Below are 17902 nucleotides of genomic sequence, written 5' to 3'. Positions count from 1 at the left end.
GAGAGGGGTGACCCGTGGTTCGCTTTATTTTCCGTAGGCTCCTCCAGGTCATCCCGGTATTCCTGGGGACCACGCTCCTCGTTTATTACATGGTCTTCGCACTACCCGGCGACCCGATTGCGGCCCTCTTCGGAGATCGCCAGCCGCCGCAGAGCGTCATCGACGCCCTGCGGGCCCAGTACAACCTGGACCAGCCCTTCTGGGTCCAATACGGGCTCTTCATCAAGAACCTTTTCACCTTCAATCTTGGCGTTGACTTCACCCAGCAGCCCATTGCGGACTCCTTGGCGAGGGCTTTCCCTGTCACAGCAATGCTTGCCATTGAAGCCCTCATCATTCAGGCCGTGTTCGGTATTGCTTTCGGTGTCTTCGCCGGTCTGAAGAAGGGAAAACTTTTCGACTCCACCGTTCTGGTTGTTTCCCTCCTGGTGATCGCAGTTCCCACCTTCGTGTTGGGCTTCGTCTTCCAGCTTGTGTTCGGTGTCCAGCTTGGCTGGGCCAAACCTACCGTGGGCGCCAACGCCGACTGGGGCAACCTGATCCTCCCTGCCGTCGTGCTGGGACTCGTGTCCTTCGCCTACGTACTCCGCCTGACTCGTGCCTCTGTCAGCGAGAACATGAACGCGGACTACGTACGCACCGCGACAGCAAAGGGACTCTCCCGGCCGCGAGTCGTGATGGCCCACATCCTCAGGAACTCGTTGATCCCGGTGGTGACCTACCTGGGCGCCAACCTTGGCGGTCTCATGGGTGGCGCCATCGTCACCGAAGGTATCTTCAACGTCCCCGGAGTGGGTAACAAACTCTTCCAGGCCATCGCGCGCAGCGAAGGACCTACCATCGTCGCCATTGTGAGCGTCTTGGTCCTGGTTTTTGTTATCACCAACCTCTTGGTTGACCTCCTGTACGCCTGGCTTGACCCGAGGATCCGCTATGACCAGTAATAATGAACACTTTGTGGCTCCCGTCGAGGAGACACCGCTTCTGGCCACTGACGCTGTCAAAACAGATCAGGCGCCCCTGAGCCTCTGGGCTGATGCGTGGCGTAAGCTTCGCCGCCGCCCCCTGTTCATCGTCTCCTCGCTGCTGATCCTGCTCCTGGTTATTGTTGCCGTGTTCCCGGGGCTGTTCACCAGCGTCGAACCTAACAACGACTGCCAGTTGGCCAACTCCGAGGGCGCGCCCACAGCTGGCCACCCGCTGGGATTCACCCTGCAGGGTTGCGACGTCTATTCCCGCGTCATCCACGGTACGCAGGCTTCGCTTTCCGTCGGTGTCCTGTCCGTACTTGCCGTCGTCATCATTGGTGTCACGTTGGGTGCGCTGGCCGGATACTACGGCGGCTGGTTGGATTCCGTCCTGGCTCGCCTGGGCGATATCTTCTTCGCGTTGCCGATCATCCTCGGTGCCCTTGTTATCACGCAGCTCCCGTTGTTCCGTGAGAACAGAAGCGTCTGGACCGTGGTCCTGACAATATCCCTGCTTGCGTGGCCCCAAATGGCACGCATCACCAGAGGCGCGGTCATCGAAGTGCGAAACGCGGACTTCGTGACCGCGGCCCGATCACTGGGTGTTTCCAAGTTTGGCGCCTTGGTTAAGCATGCGCTGCCGAACGCCCTGGCGCCGGTGATCGTCCTTGCCACCCTGGAATTGGGCGTCTTCATCGTCCTCGAAGCCACCCTGTCCTTCCTGGGTGTTGGTTTGCCCGGCAGCGTCATGTCGTGGGGTAACGACATCTCCGCGGCCAATGCATCCATTCGTACCAACCCGGGAATCCTGCTTTACCCGGCAGCCGCCCTGTCCATCACCGTCCTGAGCTTCATCATGCTTGGCGACGCCGTCCGCGATGCTCTTGATCCCAAGAGCCGTCAGCGCTAAGGAGGCGAACATGACTTCTGCCAACATCAGAATTGATGAAGCCACAGCACCGGTACGGCCCATCTTGGAAATCAAGGATCTGGCCATCACCTTCAAGACCGGATCCGGGGAGGTCAAGGCGGTAAAGAACGCGCACTTGTCCATCATGCCGGGCGAAACGGTCGCCATCGTGGGTGAGTCTGGTTCAGGAAAGTCGACGACGGCGCTAGCCGCCATCGGCTTGCTGCCCAACAACGGACGCGTCTCGGCCGGGCAGATACTGCTCGACGGCGAAGACATCGCCCACGCTTCGGAGAAGCGCATGATCGAGCTCCGTGGCAGCCATATCGGCATGGTTCCGCAGGACCCGATGTCCAACCTGAACCCGGTGTGGAAGATCGGCTACCAGGTTCGTGAAACGCTCAAAGCCAACGGCCGGCCGGATGGCCCGGACGACGTCGCAAGGGTGCTTGCCGAAGCCGGCCTCCCGGACGCTGCCCGACGTGCCAAGCAGTATCCTCACGAGTTCTCAGGCGGCATGCGTCAGCGCGCCCTGATCGCCATCGGCCTGAGCTGCCAGCCCAAGCTCCTGATTGCTGACGAACCCACGTCGGCGCTGGACGTGACTGTGCAGCGCCGGATCCTGGACCACTTGGACAAGATGACCACTGAGCTTGGCACTTCCGTGCTGCTCATCACGCACGACCTCGGCTTGGCTGCCGAGCGGGCTGACAAAGTCATTGTCATGTACCAAGGCAATGTTGTTGAGGCGGGTCCTTCCTTGGAGCTCCTCCGCAATCCCCAGCATCCGTACACCCGCCGCCTGGTGGAATCGGCACCGTCACTCGCTTCGCGCCGCATTCAAGTGGCTAAGGAGCAGGGCGTGGATGCCGGTGACCTGCTGGCACCTGTGGCAGCAGCGCAAAGCCGCGTCCAGGACGAGGTTCTCCAGATCAAGAACCTGCGCAAAATCTACAAACTGCGCCAGGGGCTGGGTCAGACCTCCGATTTCGCTGCTGTTGACGATGTCAGCTTCTCCGTTAAGCGCGGCACTACAACAGCGATCGTGGGGGAGTCCGGATCGGGCAAGTCCACTGTCGCCAAAATGGTTCTCCAGCTGGAAAAGCCGACTGAGGGCCAGATCATTTTCGATGGCGTGGATACCGCAGGGCTAAAGGGCAAGGAACTCTTCAAGTTCCGTCGCCGCGTGCAGCCCATCTTCCAGGACCCGTATGGCTCGCTTGATCCGATGTACAACATCTTCAGGACCATTGAAGAGCCACTGCGCGTGCACAAGATCGGCAATGCGGCCAGCCGTGAAAAGAAGGTCCGGGAGCTGCTGGACCAGGTAGCCCTGCCACAGTCCATGATGCAGCGGTACCCGAACGAGCTTTCGGGTGGCCAGCGGCAGCGCATCGCCATTGCCCGAGCTCTGGCCTTGGATCCGGAAGTCATCATCTGCGATGAGGCGGTCTCGGCTTTGGACGTCCTTGTCCAAGCTCAGGTGCTGAACCTGCTGGCTGACCTTCAGGACAACCTCGGCTTGACGTACCTGTTCATCACGCACGACCTCGCGGTGGTCCGTCAGATCGCGGATCACGTCTGCGTCATGGAAAAGGGCAAGCTCGTGGAGACGGGCAGCACGGATGACGTCTTCGACAACCCGCGCGAGACCTACACCCAAGCACTCCTGGATGCCATTCCGGGCGGTTCGCTTCTGTTGCCACCCGCGGTGGCCTGACCGGCGTCGAGCGTTTGACGGTTGGTTAGCAGAAGAGCCGGTGGTTCCCCGGGAAGGGAACCACCGGCTCTTGCCGTTAACTTCGTGTTGTGAGGCCTGCTGTGCACGTCATAAAGCTCGCGAAGCGCGCAGAGCGGGCCTCGCAACGCGCTCTACTGCTCAGGTGCAGCTTCCGGTACAGCTTCCGGTGTGGAGCCAGCGCTGTCCGGGCGGGCCGTGAGGCCGAGCGAAGTGAATTCGCGAGCCAGTGCGGCGCCTAACTTTGCATGCCCGGCCGGCTTCAAATGCACGCCATCCTGGAGATCCCCGATTGCGTTATAGCGGGTGAGCCAGTCGCCCGCGCTGACGAACGGTATGCCGTGCTTGGCGGCGATACGTCCTAGAAGGGCATCGATTTCAGTTCGGCGTCCGCCTCCGTGGCTCACGCCCCTGGCGAGCGTTCCAATCATGGCCATGGTGGTGCCCGGGTAGCGTTTCTTCAGGGCTGCGATTAGTCGCTCGGCGTTGCTGGTGATCTGGGCGTCCGTGGCTCGCTGGGTGGCATCGTTGCCGCCACCCTGGATCACGATCAGCGGTGGGTCGCCGAAGGGCAGCACCCAGTCGCCGCGCTGTAACGCATCGATGTAGTTGCCGGTCTTCCCGTTGGTGGCCACATACCCGGTACCGCCCATGCCCACTACGTGCAGTTTGTAGCCCATGGCTGCGATGCCCTGTTGCGGCCAGGAATCCTTCGGCATTGACTGGGAATCACCAATGAGTACCGCGGTGTGGCGCACGTCGGCGAGAACCAGTTCGCTGCGGTTGTTCGCGGGGTTCTTATATAGCGAGCCCACGGGTAAGTTGAGTGAGCTGGGGGCAGGCGCAATCCTGAGCGGTTTGTCTGCGGCCGCTGTCTGCGCGGGCCCGGGCGCGGTTGATCCAGAGGGGGCGGTCATTGGTGCTGGGCTTGGTCCGCAGCCCACCGATAGAACGCCTATGGCGATCAAAGGTGCGAGCATGCGGAACACTGCCGGAGCTTGTCGCATCGTTGTTCTCCACGTGGCACTGGTTCTGCAGCCCATCATGGTGCACAGCGCAGGGAAAATCCAGCATCTGGACTTGCGTTTATGTAACAACACGGCGGTGTGAGCGGGGCCACATTGCGCCAGTGAATAGCTTGCTTTTTAGGCTCATAAATGCAACTGCGTTTAGACTGGATGCAGGTGCCCTGTGTCCCGGGGTCTTTTCGCTGTGTGTTCCGATCAAGTCGATCAGGTATGCGCGCGGATACAAACAGCTGACTTCACCACTGAAACGAGTCATTAACGCATGTCTGAAACCATCACCAACACTGCGTCGCGGAGCGATCTGCGCAACGTCGCGATCGTCGCACACGTTGACCACGGTAAGACCACCTTGGTCGACGCCATGCTCAAGCAGACCAACTCCTTCGCTTCCCATGGTGAGGTTGAGGACCGTGTCATGGACTCCGGTGACCTGGAGCGCGAAAAGGGCATCACCATCCTCGCGAAGAACACCACGGTTGCCTACAACGGCCCGTCGTCCAACGGCGAGACCATCACCATCAACGTCATCGACACCCCCGGCCACGCGGACTTCGGTGGCGAGGTAGAGCGCGGCCTGTCCATGGTTGACGGCGTCGTCCTGCTGGTCGACTCCTCAGAGGGCCCCCTGCCCCAGACCCGCTTCGTGCTCCGCAAGGCCCTTGCCGCGCACCTCCCGGTCATCCTCCTGGTCAACAAGACCGACCGTCCTGACGCCCGCATTGACGAGGTTGTCCACGAGTCCATGGACCTGCTCCTGGGCCTCGCTTCGGACCTCGCCGACGAAGTTCCGGACCTGGACCTGGACAAGGTCCTCGAAGTTCCCGTCGTCTACGCAGCCGCCAAGGTCGGCCGTGCTTCCTTGGACCAGCCGGCCAACGGCTCGGCTCCGGAGAACGAGGACCTCGAGCCCCTCTTCAAGACCATCATCGAGCACATCCCCGCTCCGACGTACAACCCGGACGGCGTGCTGCAGGCACACGTTACCAACCTGGACGCATCGCCGTTCCTTGGCCGCCTCGCACTGCTCCGCATCTACAACGGCACGCTCCGCAAGGGCCAGACTGTTGCCTGGGCACGCGCAAACGGTGAACTCAAGAACGTCAAGATCACCGAACTGCTCGCTACCAAGGCGCTCACCCGTGTTCCTGCCGAGTCCGCAGGTCCCGGCGAGATCGTCGCCGTCGCCGGTATCGAGGAAATCACCATTGGTGAGACCCTGACCGACGCCGAGAACCCGCAGCCGCTGCCGCTGATCACCGTGGACGATCCCGCGATCTCCATGACCATCGGTATCAACACGTCGCCGCTGGCCGGCAAGGTCAAGGGTGCCAAGGTCACGGCCCGCCAAGTCAAGGATCGCCTGGACAAGGAACTGATCGGTAACGTCTCCATCAAGGTCCTCCCCACCGAGCGTCCCGACGCCTGGGAAGTCCAGGGCCGTGGCGAGCTCGCGCTGGCCATCCTCGTTGAGCAGATGCGCCGCGAAGGCTTCGAGCTGACCGTGGGCAAGCCGCAGGTTGTCACCAAGACCATCGACGGCAAGCTGCACGAGCCGATGGAACACATGACCATCGATGTGCCCGAGGAATACCTCGGCGCCGTCACACAGCTCATGGCTGCCCGCAAGGGCCGCATGACCAACATGGCCAACCACGGCACTGGCTGGTGCCGCATGGAATTCATCGTCCCTGCGCGTGGCCTGATTGGTTTCCGTACCCGGTTCCTGACGGACACCCGTGGCGCCGGTATCGCTGCCTCCATCTCCGAAGGTTACGAGCCGTGGGCCGGACCGATCGAGTACCGTACCAACGGTTCGATGATCGCCGACCGCGCCGGTGTTGTGACTCCGTTCGCCATGATTAACCTGCAGGAGCGCGGTTCCTTCTTCGTGAAGCCCACCTCCGAGGTTTACGAAGGCATGATTGTTGGCGAGAACTCCCGCGCTGATGACATGGACGTCAACATCACCAAGGAAAAGAAGCTCACCAACATGCGTGCCGCTTCCTCCGATACCTTCGAAAACCTGACGCCGCCGCGCGATCTCACCCTCGAAGAGTCCCTCGAATTCGCCCGTGAAGACGAGTGCGTTGAGGTAACCCCGGATGCCATCCGTATCCGTAAGGTCATCCTGGACTCCAACGAGCGCGCCAAGGCCAACCGCGCCCGCGCCAAGTCCTAGTCCAAACTGGCCTGAACCAGTTCGGAACAGCTGAATGAAGAAGGGAGCCGCCGGTTCGGTTCGTGGCGCTGCCACGGCCGTGCTGGCGGCTCCTTTCGTTGCCCTGGCTGGCACCGTACTGCACAGGCAGACCGTAATCTGGTCCGGAGTCGTGGTCCCATGGGGCGTGGCGGCGGCCTTGCTGCTGCTTGCGTCCGTGCAGTTGTGGCTCGCTGCATGGACCCGCTCGGTGATACCGACCGCGGTGGCAGGCGTGGTGAGCTATGCCGTCGTCGGCGTCCTGTCGTCAGCCGGCTCCGCCAAGCAGTTGATTCTTGGCGACCCCGTGGGCAACGTGTGGGTCTTCGGCATCGGCGTAGTGACGTTAATCATGCTTGTGGTTGTTAACCGGCAGGTTGTCAGTCCGTCGCTACGCGCACGGACTGCCGACGCGGCGGTGGCGGTGGAACCTCTTTCGCCGCGATAACCATTGCCAATGGAATCTCGACGTCGGCCGTACGGGTCCTGACGGTACAGGAGCCCTCCGTAGTTCCCACCAGATAGCCCAAGGCGTCCGTCAATCCGTCCTCGATCCTGTAACGGACCACCACCCGGATGCCTGGTTCTGCGGCAAGGAGGAATTGGCGGGGCGGCAAGTTCGGCGGAGTCACCGTTTCATACTAAGACGCGGGCTAGGTTGGCGTCAGCGCACTGTTGGATAATAGGCTCGGAAGTTGAGTGCCCGGCATGATGCCGGCCGTATTACCCCGGCCATCGCCGGGACAAACCGTGGAGAGGTCTGGGACGTGACGTACGTAATCGCGCAGCCGTGTGTAGATGTCAAGGACAAGGCATGTATTGAAGAATGCCCTGTCGACTGCATTTACGAAGGTGAGCGTTCCCTCTACATCCACCCCGATGAATGCGTCGACTGTGGAGCCTGCGAACCCGTGTGCCCGGTTGAGGCCATTTACTACGAGGATGACACCCCCGAAGAATGGGCCGACTACTACAAGGCCAACGTTGAGTTCTTCGACGACCTCGGATCCCCGGGTGGAGCGGCCAAGATCGGCAACACGGGTAAGGACCACCCGTACATCGCTGCACTGCCCCCGCAGAACCAAGACCACTAGGCGGTAGTTTCTTTGATTTCAGCGGCGCCGGCTTTCGGCCTGAACCTGCCTGACTACCCCTGGGAGGCCATGGCGCCATACGTTGCCACGGCTTCCAAGCACCCCGGTGGCGCAGTGAATCTCTCCATCGGAACTCCGGTGGACCCCACCCCCGGGTTGATCCGCGAGGCTCTGGCCAACGCTGCCGATGCCCACGGCTATCCCACGGTTCACGGCACGGAGGCCTTGCGGGAGGCGGTTGTGCACTGGTTCGCCAGCCGCCGCGGCGTCCCGGGGCTGGACCCCAAGGACGTCATGCCTACCGTGGGTTCGAAGGAGCTCGTGGCGTGGTTGCCGTTCCTGCTGGGCTTGAGCGCAGGCGACGTCGTTGTGCGTCCCACGGTTGCCTACCCCACCTACGACATCGGCGCCTCATTGGCAGGCGCCACGGCAGTTGCCGCTGACGATCTGGATGAACTCGATCCCGCCACCCGCGCGAAGGTCCGGTTGATCTGGATCAACTCACCGGGCAATCCCACAGGCAGCGTCCGGGACATTGAGTCGCTCCAACGGATCGTCGGCCAGGCCCGTGAGCTCGGAGCAGTGGTGGCCTCCGACGAGTGCTACGCAGAGCTGGGCTGGGGCGAATGGGATGTCCAACGTGGCGGCGAAGCTGTCCCCAGTATTCTGGATCCCCGGGTTACGGGGGGTTCCACAGATGGCTTGCTGTGCGTCTACTCGCTCAGCAAGCAGTCCAACCTTGCCGGGTACCGCGCCGCGTTCGTAGCCGGAGATTCAGCGATCATCGCGAACCTGGTCAACAGCCGCAAACATGCGGGCATGATCGTTCCTTACCCTGTGCAGGAAGCCATGCGTGTGGCATTGGGTGACGCCAGCCATGTCCTGGCCCAGAAGGATCTCTACCGCGGCCGCCGCGAGAGGATCGTGCCGGCGCTGGAGAAGTTCGGACTTGAGATCCACCAGTCCAAGGCTGGGCTGTACTTGTGGTCCACAGCCGGCGAAGCCACGTGGGACACGGTAGCGCGCTTCGCGGAACTTGGCATCGTGGTAGGCCCGGGCGTTTTCTATGGCGACGCCGGCAATGGCTTCATCCGTGTGGCGCTTACCGGCAGTGAGGAGCGAATTGACGCCGCTGTTGAACGGCTTGGCGCGTCCGCATAACAATGCTGTGACTTGCACCACTATTAGCGTCATTCCGCCAGTAACCGGGCGGTACGGATTAGTTCCGCAGGGTTACTGGCGGTAGCTTTTTAACTGACTATCAATGGTGGCCTTCTCTAAGAAAGCACTTCGGCCGTTGGAGCCCTGCAACAGTAGGGCCGAAGGCGGCGACACCAGAAGGTTGTTGGACAAGCGTTCGATAGAGGCCCTGAGGCCTCATGAAGGGGACTCCATGACTGAGACCACCAGCGCGACACTGCGCCATGCCGGCGGCGAACTCGAACTGCCGCGCATCAAGGTTGTAGAAGGAAACGAAGGTTATGACGTTTCCAAGCTGCTGAAGCAGACGGGCGCTGTCGCCTATGACCCCGGCTTCATGAACACAGCGGCCACCACCTCGGCCATCACCTACATCGACGGCGACGCAGGCGTACTGCGTTACCGCGGTTACCCCATTGAGCAGCTCGCGCAGCACTCGAGCTTCCTCGAAGTTTCCTACCTGCTGATCTACGGCAACCTCCCCACTCCCACAGAGCTGGAAGAGTTCGATCAGCGAATCCGCCGCCACACGCTCCTGCACGAAGAGCTCAAGGGCTTCTTCGGCGGGTTCCCGCGTGACGCCCACCCCATGCCCGTGCTTTCCTCGGCTGTTTCGGCGCTGTCCACGTTCTACCAGGACTCGCTGGATCCCTTCAACGCGGAGCACGTTGAAGTTTCGACCATCCGCCTCATGGCCAAGCTGCCGGTCATCGCTGCCTATGCGCACAAGAAGTCCATCGGCCAGCCGATGCTGTACCCGGATAACTCCATGAACCTGGTGGAGAACTTCCTGCGCCTTAGCTTCGGCCTCCCCGCCGAGCAGTACGAAATGGATCCCGTGGTCGTGAAGGCCCTGGACCTCCTGCTCATCCTGCACGCGGACCACGAGCAGAACTGTTCCACGTCCACCGTGCGACTGGTGGGCTCGTCCAACGCGAACCTCTTCGCGTCGGTCTCCGCCGGCATCAACGCCCTCTTCGGTCCCGCTCACGGTGGCGCCAACGAGGCCGTGCTGAAGATGCTCCGCCAGATCCAAGCCGACGGCATCAAGCCCGAGGACTACATGGAGAAGGTTAAGAACAAGGAAGACGGCGTCCGCCTCATGGGCTTCGGACACCGCGTCTACAAGAACTACGATCCCCGCGCCAAGATCATCAAGGCAACGGCACACGAAGTTCTGGGCAAGCTCGGCGGCAACGACGAACTGCTGGACATCGCCATGCGCCTGGAAGAGAAGGCACTGGCTGACGATTACTTCATCCAGCGCAAGCTGTACCCGAACGTCGACTTCTATACCGGCCTCATCTATAAGGCCATGGGCTTCCCGGAGAAGATGTTCACTGTCCTGTTCGCTATTGGACGCCTCCCGGGCTGGATTGCCCAGTGGCGCGAAATGATCAACGATCCCCAGACCAAGATCGGCCGCCCGCGGCAGCTCTACACAGGGGAGCCGGAGCGTAACTACCCGGCCAACTGACACGGCAACAGCGTCAATAACGACGACGGCCGCCCACCTCGCGCGAGGTGGGCGGCCGCCGTCGTTGGTTGCCTAAGCGTTGGTTGCCTAAGCGTTGCTCGTCGCGGCGGCCTCAGCTGCGTTGTAGCCGTAGGGGTTGTTCTTCTGCCAGCGCCAGTGGTCCTCGCACATCTGGTCCACGGTCTTCGTGGTGGACCATCCAAGGTCGGCAAGGGCGGAGGAAGCGTCAGCCCAGAAGGCGGGGAGATCGCCGGCGCGGCGGTCTGTGATCTCGTAGGGAATCGGCCGGCCCACGGCCTTCTCGAAGGAACGCAGGACCTCCAGAACGGACGAACCGCGGCCGGAGCCAAGGTTCCAGCGACGAACGCCGGCGCGCTCGGCGATGTAGTTCAGGGCTGCTACGTGGCCATCGGCCAGATCGACCACGTGGATGTAGTCGCGCTGCGCAGTGCCGTCCGGGGTGTCGTAGTCGCCGCCGAAGACCATGAGCTTCTCGCGGCGGCCCACCGCTACCTGTGCAATGAAGGGGACAAGGTTGTTCGGGATGCCCTGGGGGTCCTCGCCGATGCGGCCGGACGGGTGCGCTCCAACCGGGTTGAAATAGCGCAGCAGTGCGATATGCCAGCGGTCATCAGCGTTACCCAGGTCAGAGAGGATGTCCTCGATCTGTTCCTTGGTGCGGCCGTACGGGTTGTTGGCGCCGATTTCCATCTTCTCGATGTAGGGAATCGGGTTGTGCTCCCCGTACACCGTGGCCGAGGAGCTGAAGACAATGGAGCGCACGTTGTGTTTGTCCATGGCGCGGAGCAGGTTCAGGGTGCCCACAATGTTGTTGTAGTAGTAGGCGAGGGGTTCCTGGACGGACTCGCCTACAGCCTTCAGCCCCGCGAAGTGGATGACGGCGTCGATCTGGTGCTGGTCGAAGACCGCCTCAACGGCGGGCTCATCCACCAGGTCCACCTTGTGGAAGGCGGCAGTCTTGCCGGTGAGCTCCGAAACCCGGCGGAGGGATTCCTCGCTGGAATTCACGAGGTTGTCGAGGACAACGACGTCGTGGCCGGCTTCCTGAAGGGACAAAACGGTGTGGGAACCGATGTAGCCGGTGCCACCCGTGACAAGAATTTTCATGGTTCCTACGCTATCGGAAATCCGAGCCACGCCGCTCTGTGTTGAGCGGTGTTGAAGCACGTTCGTGCTAAAAACTACTGGTGCCCAAAATTGTTGATGCCGAAGCCCGGCGCCATGAAGTTGTCCAAGCCGTCTTTCGGATTATCGCCAGCGATGGTTTGGAGCGGGCATCCCTCAGGGAAGTAGCTGACGAAGCAGGGCTGGCTGTTGGTTCGGTACGGCACTACTTCTCCAGCAGTGATGAACTCCTTGTCTTCTCCTTTGCGGCCGTGATCGACCGTATTGCAGGGCGTCTTGAGGCGGCACTCGCGTCCGTCGAGGACGCTGCAGCTGAAAGCCCCGAGCAGCACAACGCTGTGCTGAATCTCCTCGGCCAGTTCCTGCCCTTGGACGAGGAACTCGCAGTAGATGCGTGCGTGTGGATGGCGTTCCGGCACGCTGCCCGGATCAAGCCCGTCCTGGCCGACGAAGCCGAGCGCAGCCACCGCACCGTGGCCGCCGTCGTCGGTCGGCTCATCATGCTCTTGAATCCCGGTGAAGCTGACGCGCAGCAAACCCTTGTAACGGAAGCAGAGAGGCTCCTGGCCACCATGGACGGGCTGTGCATGCATGCGCTGCTGCAGCCCGAGTGGATGACCGCGGAGATGTGCAGCGACGTCCTGACGGCTCACCTGCGCTCCCTGGCGGCAGCGCCTGCCGTAGTTAGGGATGCTTAGCCTGCCCACTCCGTAAGAGGCTATTAACGCCATTACCGTCAGGAGCCATCGGGAATAGACTGGGACATGTCGGGGACCTGCCAAAGGGAGGAATTCGCATGCACGAGTCAGGCGGCCCGGGATGGCGCATCACTATGGATACGTCCGGGCCGATGCTCATCGCCCTGTACTTGCGCGACGTAGCGGGACTGGATGGTGCCGGCAAACCGATGCTGTCCCAGGCAGCTCCGAAAGTCCGTCATGCAGACCACAAGCACCTCACCTCTGATGTGGGTGGCTTCCCGGCGCTGAAGACCGAGTGGGAGGCCTGGTGGGAGAGCTTGGTGAAGTCGTACCCCAACCCGGCACCTGAACTGGCGCCTCCAAGCTTCAAGGCCTTTGGCAATTCACCGGCATTGCAGCGCGTCTTGCAGGCACATTTCGGCTCCGCACTCGGATGGGCTACGGACAGGATTGACGAGTATGCCCATCTTGAAGCCGCCCGTGAAGCGAACGGGGTGACTCACGTACTGAATGAAATGGTGGAGGACAGGCTCCTAGAGGTGGGCCGTAGTTCCCGCGACTTTGAACTCACCATCATTGAGCTGCCCCTTAACGAGCCACGAGCCTGGTACCTGGAACCGGACACCATGATCATGAGTCACCGGCTGCTTTCCGAGCCCGATGTGTTCCGTAGTTACGTCCAGCCGGTCGTGGAGATGCTGGCCTGATAGGGCTGTACAAAAACTCAGGTGGCTGGCGCTGAAACGGTGATGGTGACCGTCTCGGTGGGAGCGGCGGAGGGTTGCCATCCGTCGCGTTTCTCCCGGTTCCACGTCTGGCCTGCCGAATCCACCTGCGTGATGGACAGCGTCTTGGCATTTGCCACAGCCCAGTGTGCCACGGCCCACGCCTGGGTCCCGCCAATTTTCAGCTGAACCGAGCGGCCCTGAACGGTGGCGGCCTGGGGGCCGAACGCCGTCGTGAGTTCATCGACGACGACGGCAGGGTCACCCGCCGCCTCCGGCATGCGCAATTCGCAATTCAATGACGAGGTGGAGTGTCCGGTGAGGGCGGAAGCGAAGGCCCGGCCCATTGCCTCATGCTGGGCGTAAGCACGGGGGAAGGCGGAACGTTGGACCGCTTGGGCGGCTTGGGTAATCTCCATGGTCTCGTAGCCGGGCACCTTGACCAGTCCGTCAAAGAAGGCGTTGCTTGCATAGACAGGATCCATCACCTGTTCCTCGGTTCCCCAGCCTTGCGAGGGCCGCTGCTGGAACAAACCGCGGGAGTCCGGTCCAGCGTCGTCACCGTAGTTGATGTTACGCAGCCTGGATTCCTGCATGGCTGTGGCCAGAGCTATGCTCGCCGCCCTGGGTGGAAGTCCACGCCGGGCGGAGATCGCCGAGATGAGCGATGCGTTGGCAGCCTGGTCCGTTGCAAGCTCATGGCTTTCAGAGCCGACGACGGCGAGGCAGCGCTCCGTAACCAGGGTCTCGGAGCGCTGCAGCACGGCAACTATCGCGTAAATGGCACCTGCTACGAGGGCCAAAGCCAGCACCGCAACAATGGCGCGGCGGAACCGGCGCATTGATTCTCTCCTGCTAGTTGGCGTGGAGAGCCTCGTTCAGCTCCACGGTCTGGCCCTTGCGCGGAAGGACTTCCACGCCGCCCGTGGTGGAGTTACGGCGGAAGAGCAGGTTCGGGACGCCGGAGAGTTCCACTGCCTTGATGATCTTGCTGGTGTCCTCGCCGTTCTCGTCCTTGGGACCCGGAACGCGCACACGGGTGCCGGCGGTGACGTACAGGCCGGCCTCCACAACGGAGTCATCGCCGATGCTGATGCCCACGCCGGAGTTGGCTCCGAGCAGGACACGCTCGCCCAGGGCAATCTTTTCCTTGCCGCCACCGGAGAGCGTGCCCATGATGGATGCTCCGCCTCCAACGTCCGTTCCGTCACCGGCTACGACGCCTGCCGAGATGCGGCCTTCCACCATGGAGGTACCCAGGGTTCCGGCGTTGAAGTTCACGAAGCCTTCGTGCATTACTGTGGTGCCTTCGGCGAGGTGGGCACCCAAACGGACGCGGTCGGCGTCGGCAATGCGCACACCGGTGGGAACCACGTAGTCAACCATCCGCGGGAACTTGTCCACGCCGAAGACCACAACGTTGCCGCGCTTGCGCAGGCGGGCGCGGGTCAGTTCGAAGCCGTCCACGGCTGCCGGCCCAAAGTTGGTCCATACGACGTTGGGCAGCTTGCCGAACACGCCGTCCAGGTTGATGCTGTTGGGCTTGACCAGGCGGTGCGACAGGAGGTGCAGGCGGAGGTAAGCATCGGCAGTGTCTGCAGGGGCGGCGTCGAGGTCGATCTGTGCGAAGACAACTTTCTGCTCGGTGCCGCGGTCGGCGTCCTTGCCTTCCTCGGCAAGTGCAACGAGTGCGGGATCGGCGTTGTTGACGTCGCGCAGGGTCTCGGCGGCGACGCCCAGCGCGGGTGCGGGGTACCAGACGTCCAGCACGGTTGCTTCCCCGGAGGCCGAGGTGGCGATGGTGGCGAGGCCGAAGCCATAGGCCGAACGGTGGTTGTCGGACGCGTTTGCGGGCACAGCAGAGGAAGCAGTTTCAGTCATGCGCCAAGTGTATCCAGCAGGCAGAGGTCGGTTAAAACCCGTCTCATGCCATAGAAGTCGCATTTGCGGGCATTAGGCTGGACGGGTGACCCTGAACCCTGCTCCCGCCCTTCTTGACCTGCGCCAGGACGTTGCCCTGCTGACGGCCGCGATCATTGACTTCAACAGCGTTTCCGGCAACGAGACCGAGCTCGCCGACGCCGTCGAGTCCGCTTTACGCGCCATCCCCGCCTATACGGTGACCCGGGACGGCGACGCCATCATCGCGCGCACCGAACTTGGCCGCTCCGAACGCGTCATCCTCGCGGGACATCTGGACACCGTGCCCCTGCCCACCGTGCCGGGTTCGCTGGGCACCGTCCCGGCAACATGGGAGTCCGGAATCCCCGGCGAAGGCGTGCTGTACGGACGCGGGACTACTGACATGAAGGGCGGCGTTGCGGTGCAGCTGGCGCTGGCTGCGACACTGTTCGACGACGGGCGGCAGCCGGACAAAGACGTCACCTTTGTCTTTTACGACCATGAGGAAGTGGAAGCGGTCAAGAGCGGCCTCGGTCGGTTGGTGCGCAACCACGGGGACCTGTTGCAGGGCGACTTCGCGATCCTGCTGGAGCCGACTCACGGCACGGTGGAAGGTGGTTGCAACGGCACCAGCCGTTTCGAAGCCACCACCATCGGCGAAACAGCCCACTCAGCGCGTGCATGGATGGGCATCAACGCGATCCACGCCGCGGCACCCATCCTGGCGCGGCTCGCGGCCTACAATCCGCAGACCATCACCGTGGACGGCCTCGATTACCGCGAGAGCCTCAACGCGGTGAAGATCAACGGAGGTACAGCGGGCAACGTCATCCCGGACCGCTGCGTGGTGGAGATCAACTACCGATTCGCTCCGGACAAGACCCCGGACCAGGCCGAGGCCGTCGTCAGGGACCTTCTGGAAGGATTCGACGTCGTCCGTACGGACGCTGCTGCCGGCGCGAGGCCTGGACTCAACCACCCGGCCGCGGCTTCCTTCGTTGCCGCAGTGGGTGCCGAGCCCAAGCCCAAATACGGATGGACCGACGTCGCGCGTTTCAGTGAACTGGGCATCCCGGCGGTGAACTTCGGCCCCGGCGATCCTCTGCTGGCTCACAAGGACAACGAACACGTCGACGCCGACGCCGTCCGTGAGTGCCTCCGTGCGTTGAGGACCTGGCTGACGCCGTAGTCCCAGAGCTTCCCGCTCAGCAAATGAAGAAGGTCCGCAGCCTGGTGAACTGGTCACCGTGGCTGCGGACCTTCTTCTTTTGCTACAGGATTACTTCTTATCGGTACCCGGTACGTTGACTTCGAGATCCACCGTCTTGATGGCCGAGGCCACGCCGCCGGCGGCCTTCTTGGAACCGCGGCGTTCAATCATGATCGCAATCCGTGACACCGTCAGGTTGATCAGGATGTAGATCGCAGCACCTACGAAGAACGCAGGGAACAGGAAGTCGGGGCCCAGGAAGTCGGCCATGATCTGGATCTTCCGAAGAAGTTCCTCGTAACCCACGATGTAGCCAAGCGAGGTGTCCTTAAGCAGAACCACCAGCTGGGCCACCAAGGACGGAAGCATCCGGCGAACAGCTTGGGGAAACTCGATGGACATCCGGGACTGGAAGCTTCGGAGGCCGATGGCCAGGCCGGCCTCGCGCTGTCCCTTGGGGAGGGATTGGATGCCTGCACGCAGGATCTCAGCAAAGATGGCGGCGTTGTAGAGAACCAAGCCAACAACCACGGCTTGGAACTGACCCGTGGCGAAAACCAACAGGACAAACAACATCATGAGGACCACGGGCATGCCGCGGAGGAACTCAAGCACTACCTGCGTGGGAATCCGGATCCAAGGAATCAGGGAGATTCGAAGGAGGCAGAGTGCGATGCCCAGGGGGAATGCGATCACGGCTGCCACGGCAGCTGCTGCCAAGGTGGAGAGAATGCCTTGGCCGATCAGGTTCCAGACGTCCGGGGCCATGGGACCGTAGAAGATTTCCCAGCGGTCGGCGTCGAAAATGCCCTGCTGCGCCAGTGTTACCACAGCAATGGCGAGGATGCCGAGGATGATCAGGATTCCGGCGGCGGAGCCCAGGAGCGAATAGAGGCGGGCCTTGGGCCCGGGGACGTCGTACAGGACCGATGTCATCGGGCAATCGCCACCTTTCGTTCAACAAAGTGCGCCAGAAGTCCCAGCGGAACTGTGATCAGGAGGTAGAAGAAAGCCACCCCGAGGAGGATCCAGAGGACTTGGTTGCCGTAGTCGTTGGAGAGCTGGCGGCCGTAGCCGAAAAGCTCCAGGACGAAGAACGCGCCGGCCACCGAGGAGTTCTTGACCAATGCAATCAGGATGTTGATCAACGGAGGTATGACGGTACGCACGGCTTGGGGGAGGACGATGAAGCCCAGCACCTGGGTGAAGGTCATGCCGACGCTGCGGGCAGCTTCTGCTTGACCCACGGGAACGCTGTTGACGCCGGAACGGACGGCTTCGGCGATGAAGGCCGCCGTGTAACTGCTCAACGCGATGATGGCCGCGACTTCGAATTGTTCAAACTTAACGCCCAACCGCGGCAGAACAATGGCGGCGAAAAAGAAAATGATGGTGAGGGGGGTATTACGCGCCACTTCAACATAGAACATGCTGAAACCGCGAAGTGCTGCCACGGGGGAAACCCTCATGGCTGCCAGGAGTGTGCCGACAATGAGGGCAATGATTCCTGAAATTATGGAGAGATAAAGGGTTCGGAGAAATCCGTCCCAATACTCGGGGAGGCTTGCTATGACGGCGTCCATGGCTTCCTTTGGCTGCAGCTAAT

Annotated in this window: 17 protein-coding genes; 11 read left to right on the top strand and 6 right to left on the bottom strand. The window is 61.9% G+C overall.

From position 1 onward, the window contains the following. Positions 1 to 14: 14 nt before the first annotated feature. The 3 genes from ACIQTW_RS04240 to ACIQTW_RS04230 are packed head-to-tail and all read left to right on the top strand — an operon-like array spanning position 15 to position 3598. Positions 15 to 944, top strand: coding sequence for an ABC transporter permease (locus tag ACIQTW_RS04240; protein WP_402934048.1), 930 nt, complete (start codon positions 15 to 17; stop codon positions 942 to 944). Then, a complete protein-coding gene (locus ACIQTW_RS04235) occupies positions 934 to 1878 on the top strand; it encodes an ABC transporter permease (RefSeq protein WP_017200387.1) in 945 nt (314 codons plus the stop codon). The genes ACIQTW_RS04240 and ACIQTW_RS04235 overlap by 11 nt, the downstream gene beginning before the upstream one ends. Before the next feature lie 10 nt (positions 1879 to 1888). Continuing rightward, on the top strand, positions 1889 to 3598 hold the full coding sequence (locus ACIQTW_RS04230) for a dipeptide ABC transporter ATP-binding protein (RefSeq protein ID WP_402934044.1): 1710 nt from the start codon (positions 1889 to 1891) through the stop codon (positions 3596 to 3598). A 152-nt stretch (positions 3599 to 3750) separates the two neighbouring features. Here ACIQTW_RS04230 and ACIQTW_RS04225 read toward each other — a convergent pair whose 3' ends face one another. Further along, positions 3751 to 4746, bottom strand: coding sequence for an SGNH/GDSL hydrolase family protein (locus ACIQTW_RS04225; RefSeq protein ID WP_402936226.1), 996 nt, complete (start codon positions 4744 to 4746; stop codon positions 3751 to 3753). Positions 4747 to 4906: 160 nt separating this feature from the next. Between ACIQTW_RS04225 and typA the strand changes: the two genes are divergently transcribed. The 5 genes from typA to ACIQTW_RS04200 all read left to right on the top strand — a co-directional run bounded on the left by typA (position 4907) and on the right by ACIQTW_RS04200 (position 10612). Further along, positions 4907 to 6823 carry a translational GTPase TypA gene (gene typA / locus ACIQTW_RS04220; protein WP_089595701.1) on the top strand — a complete coding sequence of 639 codons (1917 nt, stop codon included), beginning with the start codon at positions 4907 to 4909 and terminating at the stop codon, positions 6821 to 6823. 34 nt (positions 6824 to 6857) lie between these two features. Then, entirely contained in the window at positions 6858 to 7289 is a 432-nt protein-coding gene (locus ACIQTW_RS04215) for a hypothetical protein (RefSeq protein ID WP_402934041.1), read from the top strand. Between the two features lie 319 nt (positions 7290 to 7608). After that, a complete protein-coding gene (gene fdxA, locus ACIQTW_RS04210; RefSeq protein ID WP_017200392.1) occupies positions 7609 to 7935 on the top strand; it encodes a ferredoxin in 327 nt (108 codons plus the stop codon). Between the two features lie 12 nt (positions 7936 to 7947). After that, positions 7948 to 9096 carry a succinyldiaminopimelate transaminase gene (dapC, locus tag ACIQTW_RS04205; RefSeq protein ID WP_402934039.1) on the top strand — a complete coding sequence of 383 codons (1149 nt, stop codon included), beginning with the start codon at positions 7948 to 7950 and terminating at the stop codon, positions 9094 to 9096. Positions 9097 to 9328: 232 nt separating this feature from the next. Further along, complete coding sequence (locus ACIQTW_RS04200; protein WP_026005754.1) at positions 9329 to 10612, top strand: citrate synthase; 1284 nt, start codon at positions 9329 to 9331, stop codon at positions 10610 to 10612. Positions 10613 to 10699: 87 nt separating this feature from the next. On the opposite strand, the gene galE is transcribed toward ACIQTW_RS04200, so the two are convergent. Further along, positions 10700 to 11740, bottom strand: a complete 1041-nt coding sequence (gene galE, locus ACIQTW_RS04195) for a UDP-glucose 4-epimerase GalE (protein ID WP_026005471.1) — start codon at positions 11738 to 11740, stop codon at positions 10700 to 10702. Between the two features lie 80 nt (positions 11741 to 11820). On the opposite strand from galE, the gene ACIQTW_RS04190 reads away from it, so the two are divergent. Together ACIQTW_RS04190 and ACIQTW_RS04185 are read left to right on the top strand one after the other, a co-directional pair. Next, a complete protein-coding gene (locus ACIQTW_RS04190) occupies positions 11821 to 12456 on the top strand; it encodes a TetR/AcrR family transcriptional regulator (protein ID WP_402934034.1) in 636 nt (211 codons plus the stop codon). Between the two features lie 98 nt (positions 12457 to 12554). Beyond that, entirely contained in the window at positions 12555 to 13166 is a 612-nt protein-coding gene (locus ACIQTW_RS04185; RefSeq protein WP_402934032.1) for a hypothetical protein, read from the top strand. A 17-nt stretch (positions 13167 to 13183) separates the two neighbouring features. On the opposite strand, the gene ACIQTW_RS04180 is transcribed toward ACIQTW_RS04185, so the two are convergent. Both ACIQTW_RS04180 and dapD read right to left on the bottom strand, forming a co-directional pair. Further along, a complete protein-coding gene (locus tag ACIQTW_RS04180) occupies positions 13184 to 14026 on the bottom strand; it encodes a hypothetical protein (RefSeq protein WP_402934029.1) in 843 nt (280 codons plus the stop codon). Positions 14027 to 14039: 13 nt separating this feature from the next. Beyond that, entirely contained in the window at positions 14040 to 15065 is a 1026-nt protein-coding gene (gene dapD / locus ACIQTW_RS04175; protein WP_402934027.1) for a 2,3,4,5-tetrahydropyridine-2,6-dicarboxylate N-succinyltransferase, read from the bottom strand. Positions 15066 to 15150: 85 nt separating this feature from the next. Between dapD and dapE the strand changes: the two genes are divergently transcribed. Continuing rightward, entirely contained in the window at positions 15151 to 16275 is a 1125-nt protein-coding gene (dapE, locus tag ACIQTW_RS04170; protein WP_402934024.1) for a succinyl-diaminopimelate desuccinylase, read from the top strand. A 90-nt stretch (positions 16276 to 16365) separates the two neighbouring features. On the opposite strand, the gene ACIQTW_RS04165 is transcribed toward dapE, so the two are convergent. Continuing rightward, complete coding sequence (locus ACIQTW_RS04165) at positions 16366 to 17232, bottom strand: amino acid ABC transporter permease (RefSeq protein ID WP_178997006.1); 867 nt, start codon at positions 17230 to 17232, stop codon at positions 16366 to 16368. Continuing rightward, positions 17229 to 17879 (bottom strand): amino acid ABC transporter permease, encoded by a 651-nt coding sequence (locus ACIQTW_RS04160; protein WP_402934019.1) that lies wholly within the window; start codon positions 17877 to 17879, stop codon positions 17229 to 17231. Before ACIQTW_RS04160 ends, ACIQTW_RS04165 begins: the two co-directional genes overlap by 4 nt. Between the last annotated feature and the right edge of the window lie 23 nt (positions 17880 to 17902).

Source organism: Paenarthrobacter sp. NPDC090517 (genome assembly GCF_044769165.1).
Lineage (GTDB): Bacteria > Actinomycetota > Actinomycetes > Actinomycetales > Micrococcaceae > Arthrobacter.
Note: the sequence above shows the minus strand (reverse complement) of the source record. Positions and strands in the feature narration are given on the sequence as shown.

Excerpts from the sequence above, each read along its gene's own strand:
- ACIQTW_RS04235 (WP_017200387.1), top strand. The coding sequence starts at position 934 with ATGACCAGTAATAATGAACACTTTGTGGCTCCCGTCGAGGAGACACCG.
- ACIQTW_RS04230 (WP_402934044.1), top strand. The coding sequence starts at position 1,889 with ATGACTTCTGCCAACATCAGAATTGATGAAGCCACAGCACCGGTACGG.
- typA (WP_089595701.1), top strand. The coding sequence starts at position 4,907 with ATGTCTGAAACCATCACCAACACTGCGTCGCGGAGCGATCTGCGCAAC.
- ACIQTW_RS04215 (WP_402934041.1), top strand. The coding sequence starts at position 6,858 with ATGAAGAAGGGAGCCGCCGGTTCGGTTCGTGGCGCTGCCACGGCCGTG.
- ACIQTW_RS04200 (WP_026005754.1), top strand. The coding sequence starts at position 9,329 with ATGACTGAGACCACCAGCGCGACACTGCGCCATGCCGGCGGCGAACTC.
- galE (WP_026005471.1), bottom strand. The coding sequence starts at position 11,740 with ATGAAAATTCTTGTCACGGGTGGCACCGGCTACATCGGTTCCCACACC.
- ACIQTW_RS04185 (WP_402934032.1), top strand. The coding sequence starts at position 12,555 with ATGCACGAGTCAGGCGGCCCGGGATGGCGCATCACTATGGATACGTCC.
- ACIQTW_RS04180 (WP_402934029.1), bottom strand. The coding sequence starts at position 14,026 with ATGCGCCGGTTCCGCCGCGCCATTGTTGCGGTGCTGGCTTTGGCCCTC.
- dapD (WP_402934027.1), bottom strand. The coding sequence starts at position 15,065 with ATGACTGAAACTGCTTCCTCTGCTGTGCCCGCAAACGCGTCCGACAAC.
- ACIQTW_RS04165 (WP_178997006.1), bottom strand. The coding sequence starts at position 17,232 with ATGACATCGGTCCTGTACGACGTCCCCGGGCCCAAGGCCCGCCTCTAT.
- ACIQTW_RS04160 (WP_402934019.1), bottom strand. The coding sequence starts at position 17,879 with ATGGACGCCGTCATAGCAAGCCTCCCCGAGTATTGGGACGGATTTCTC.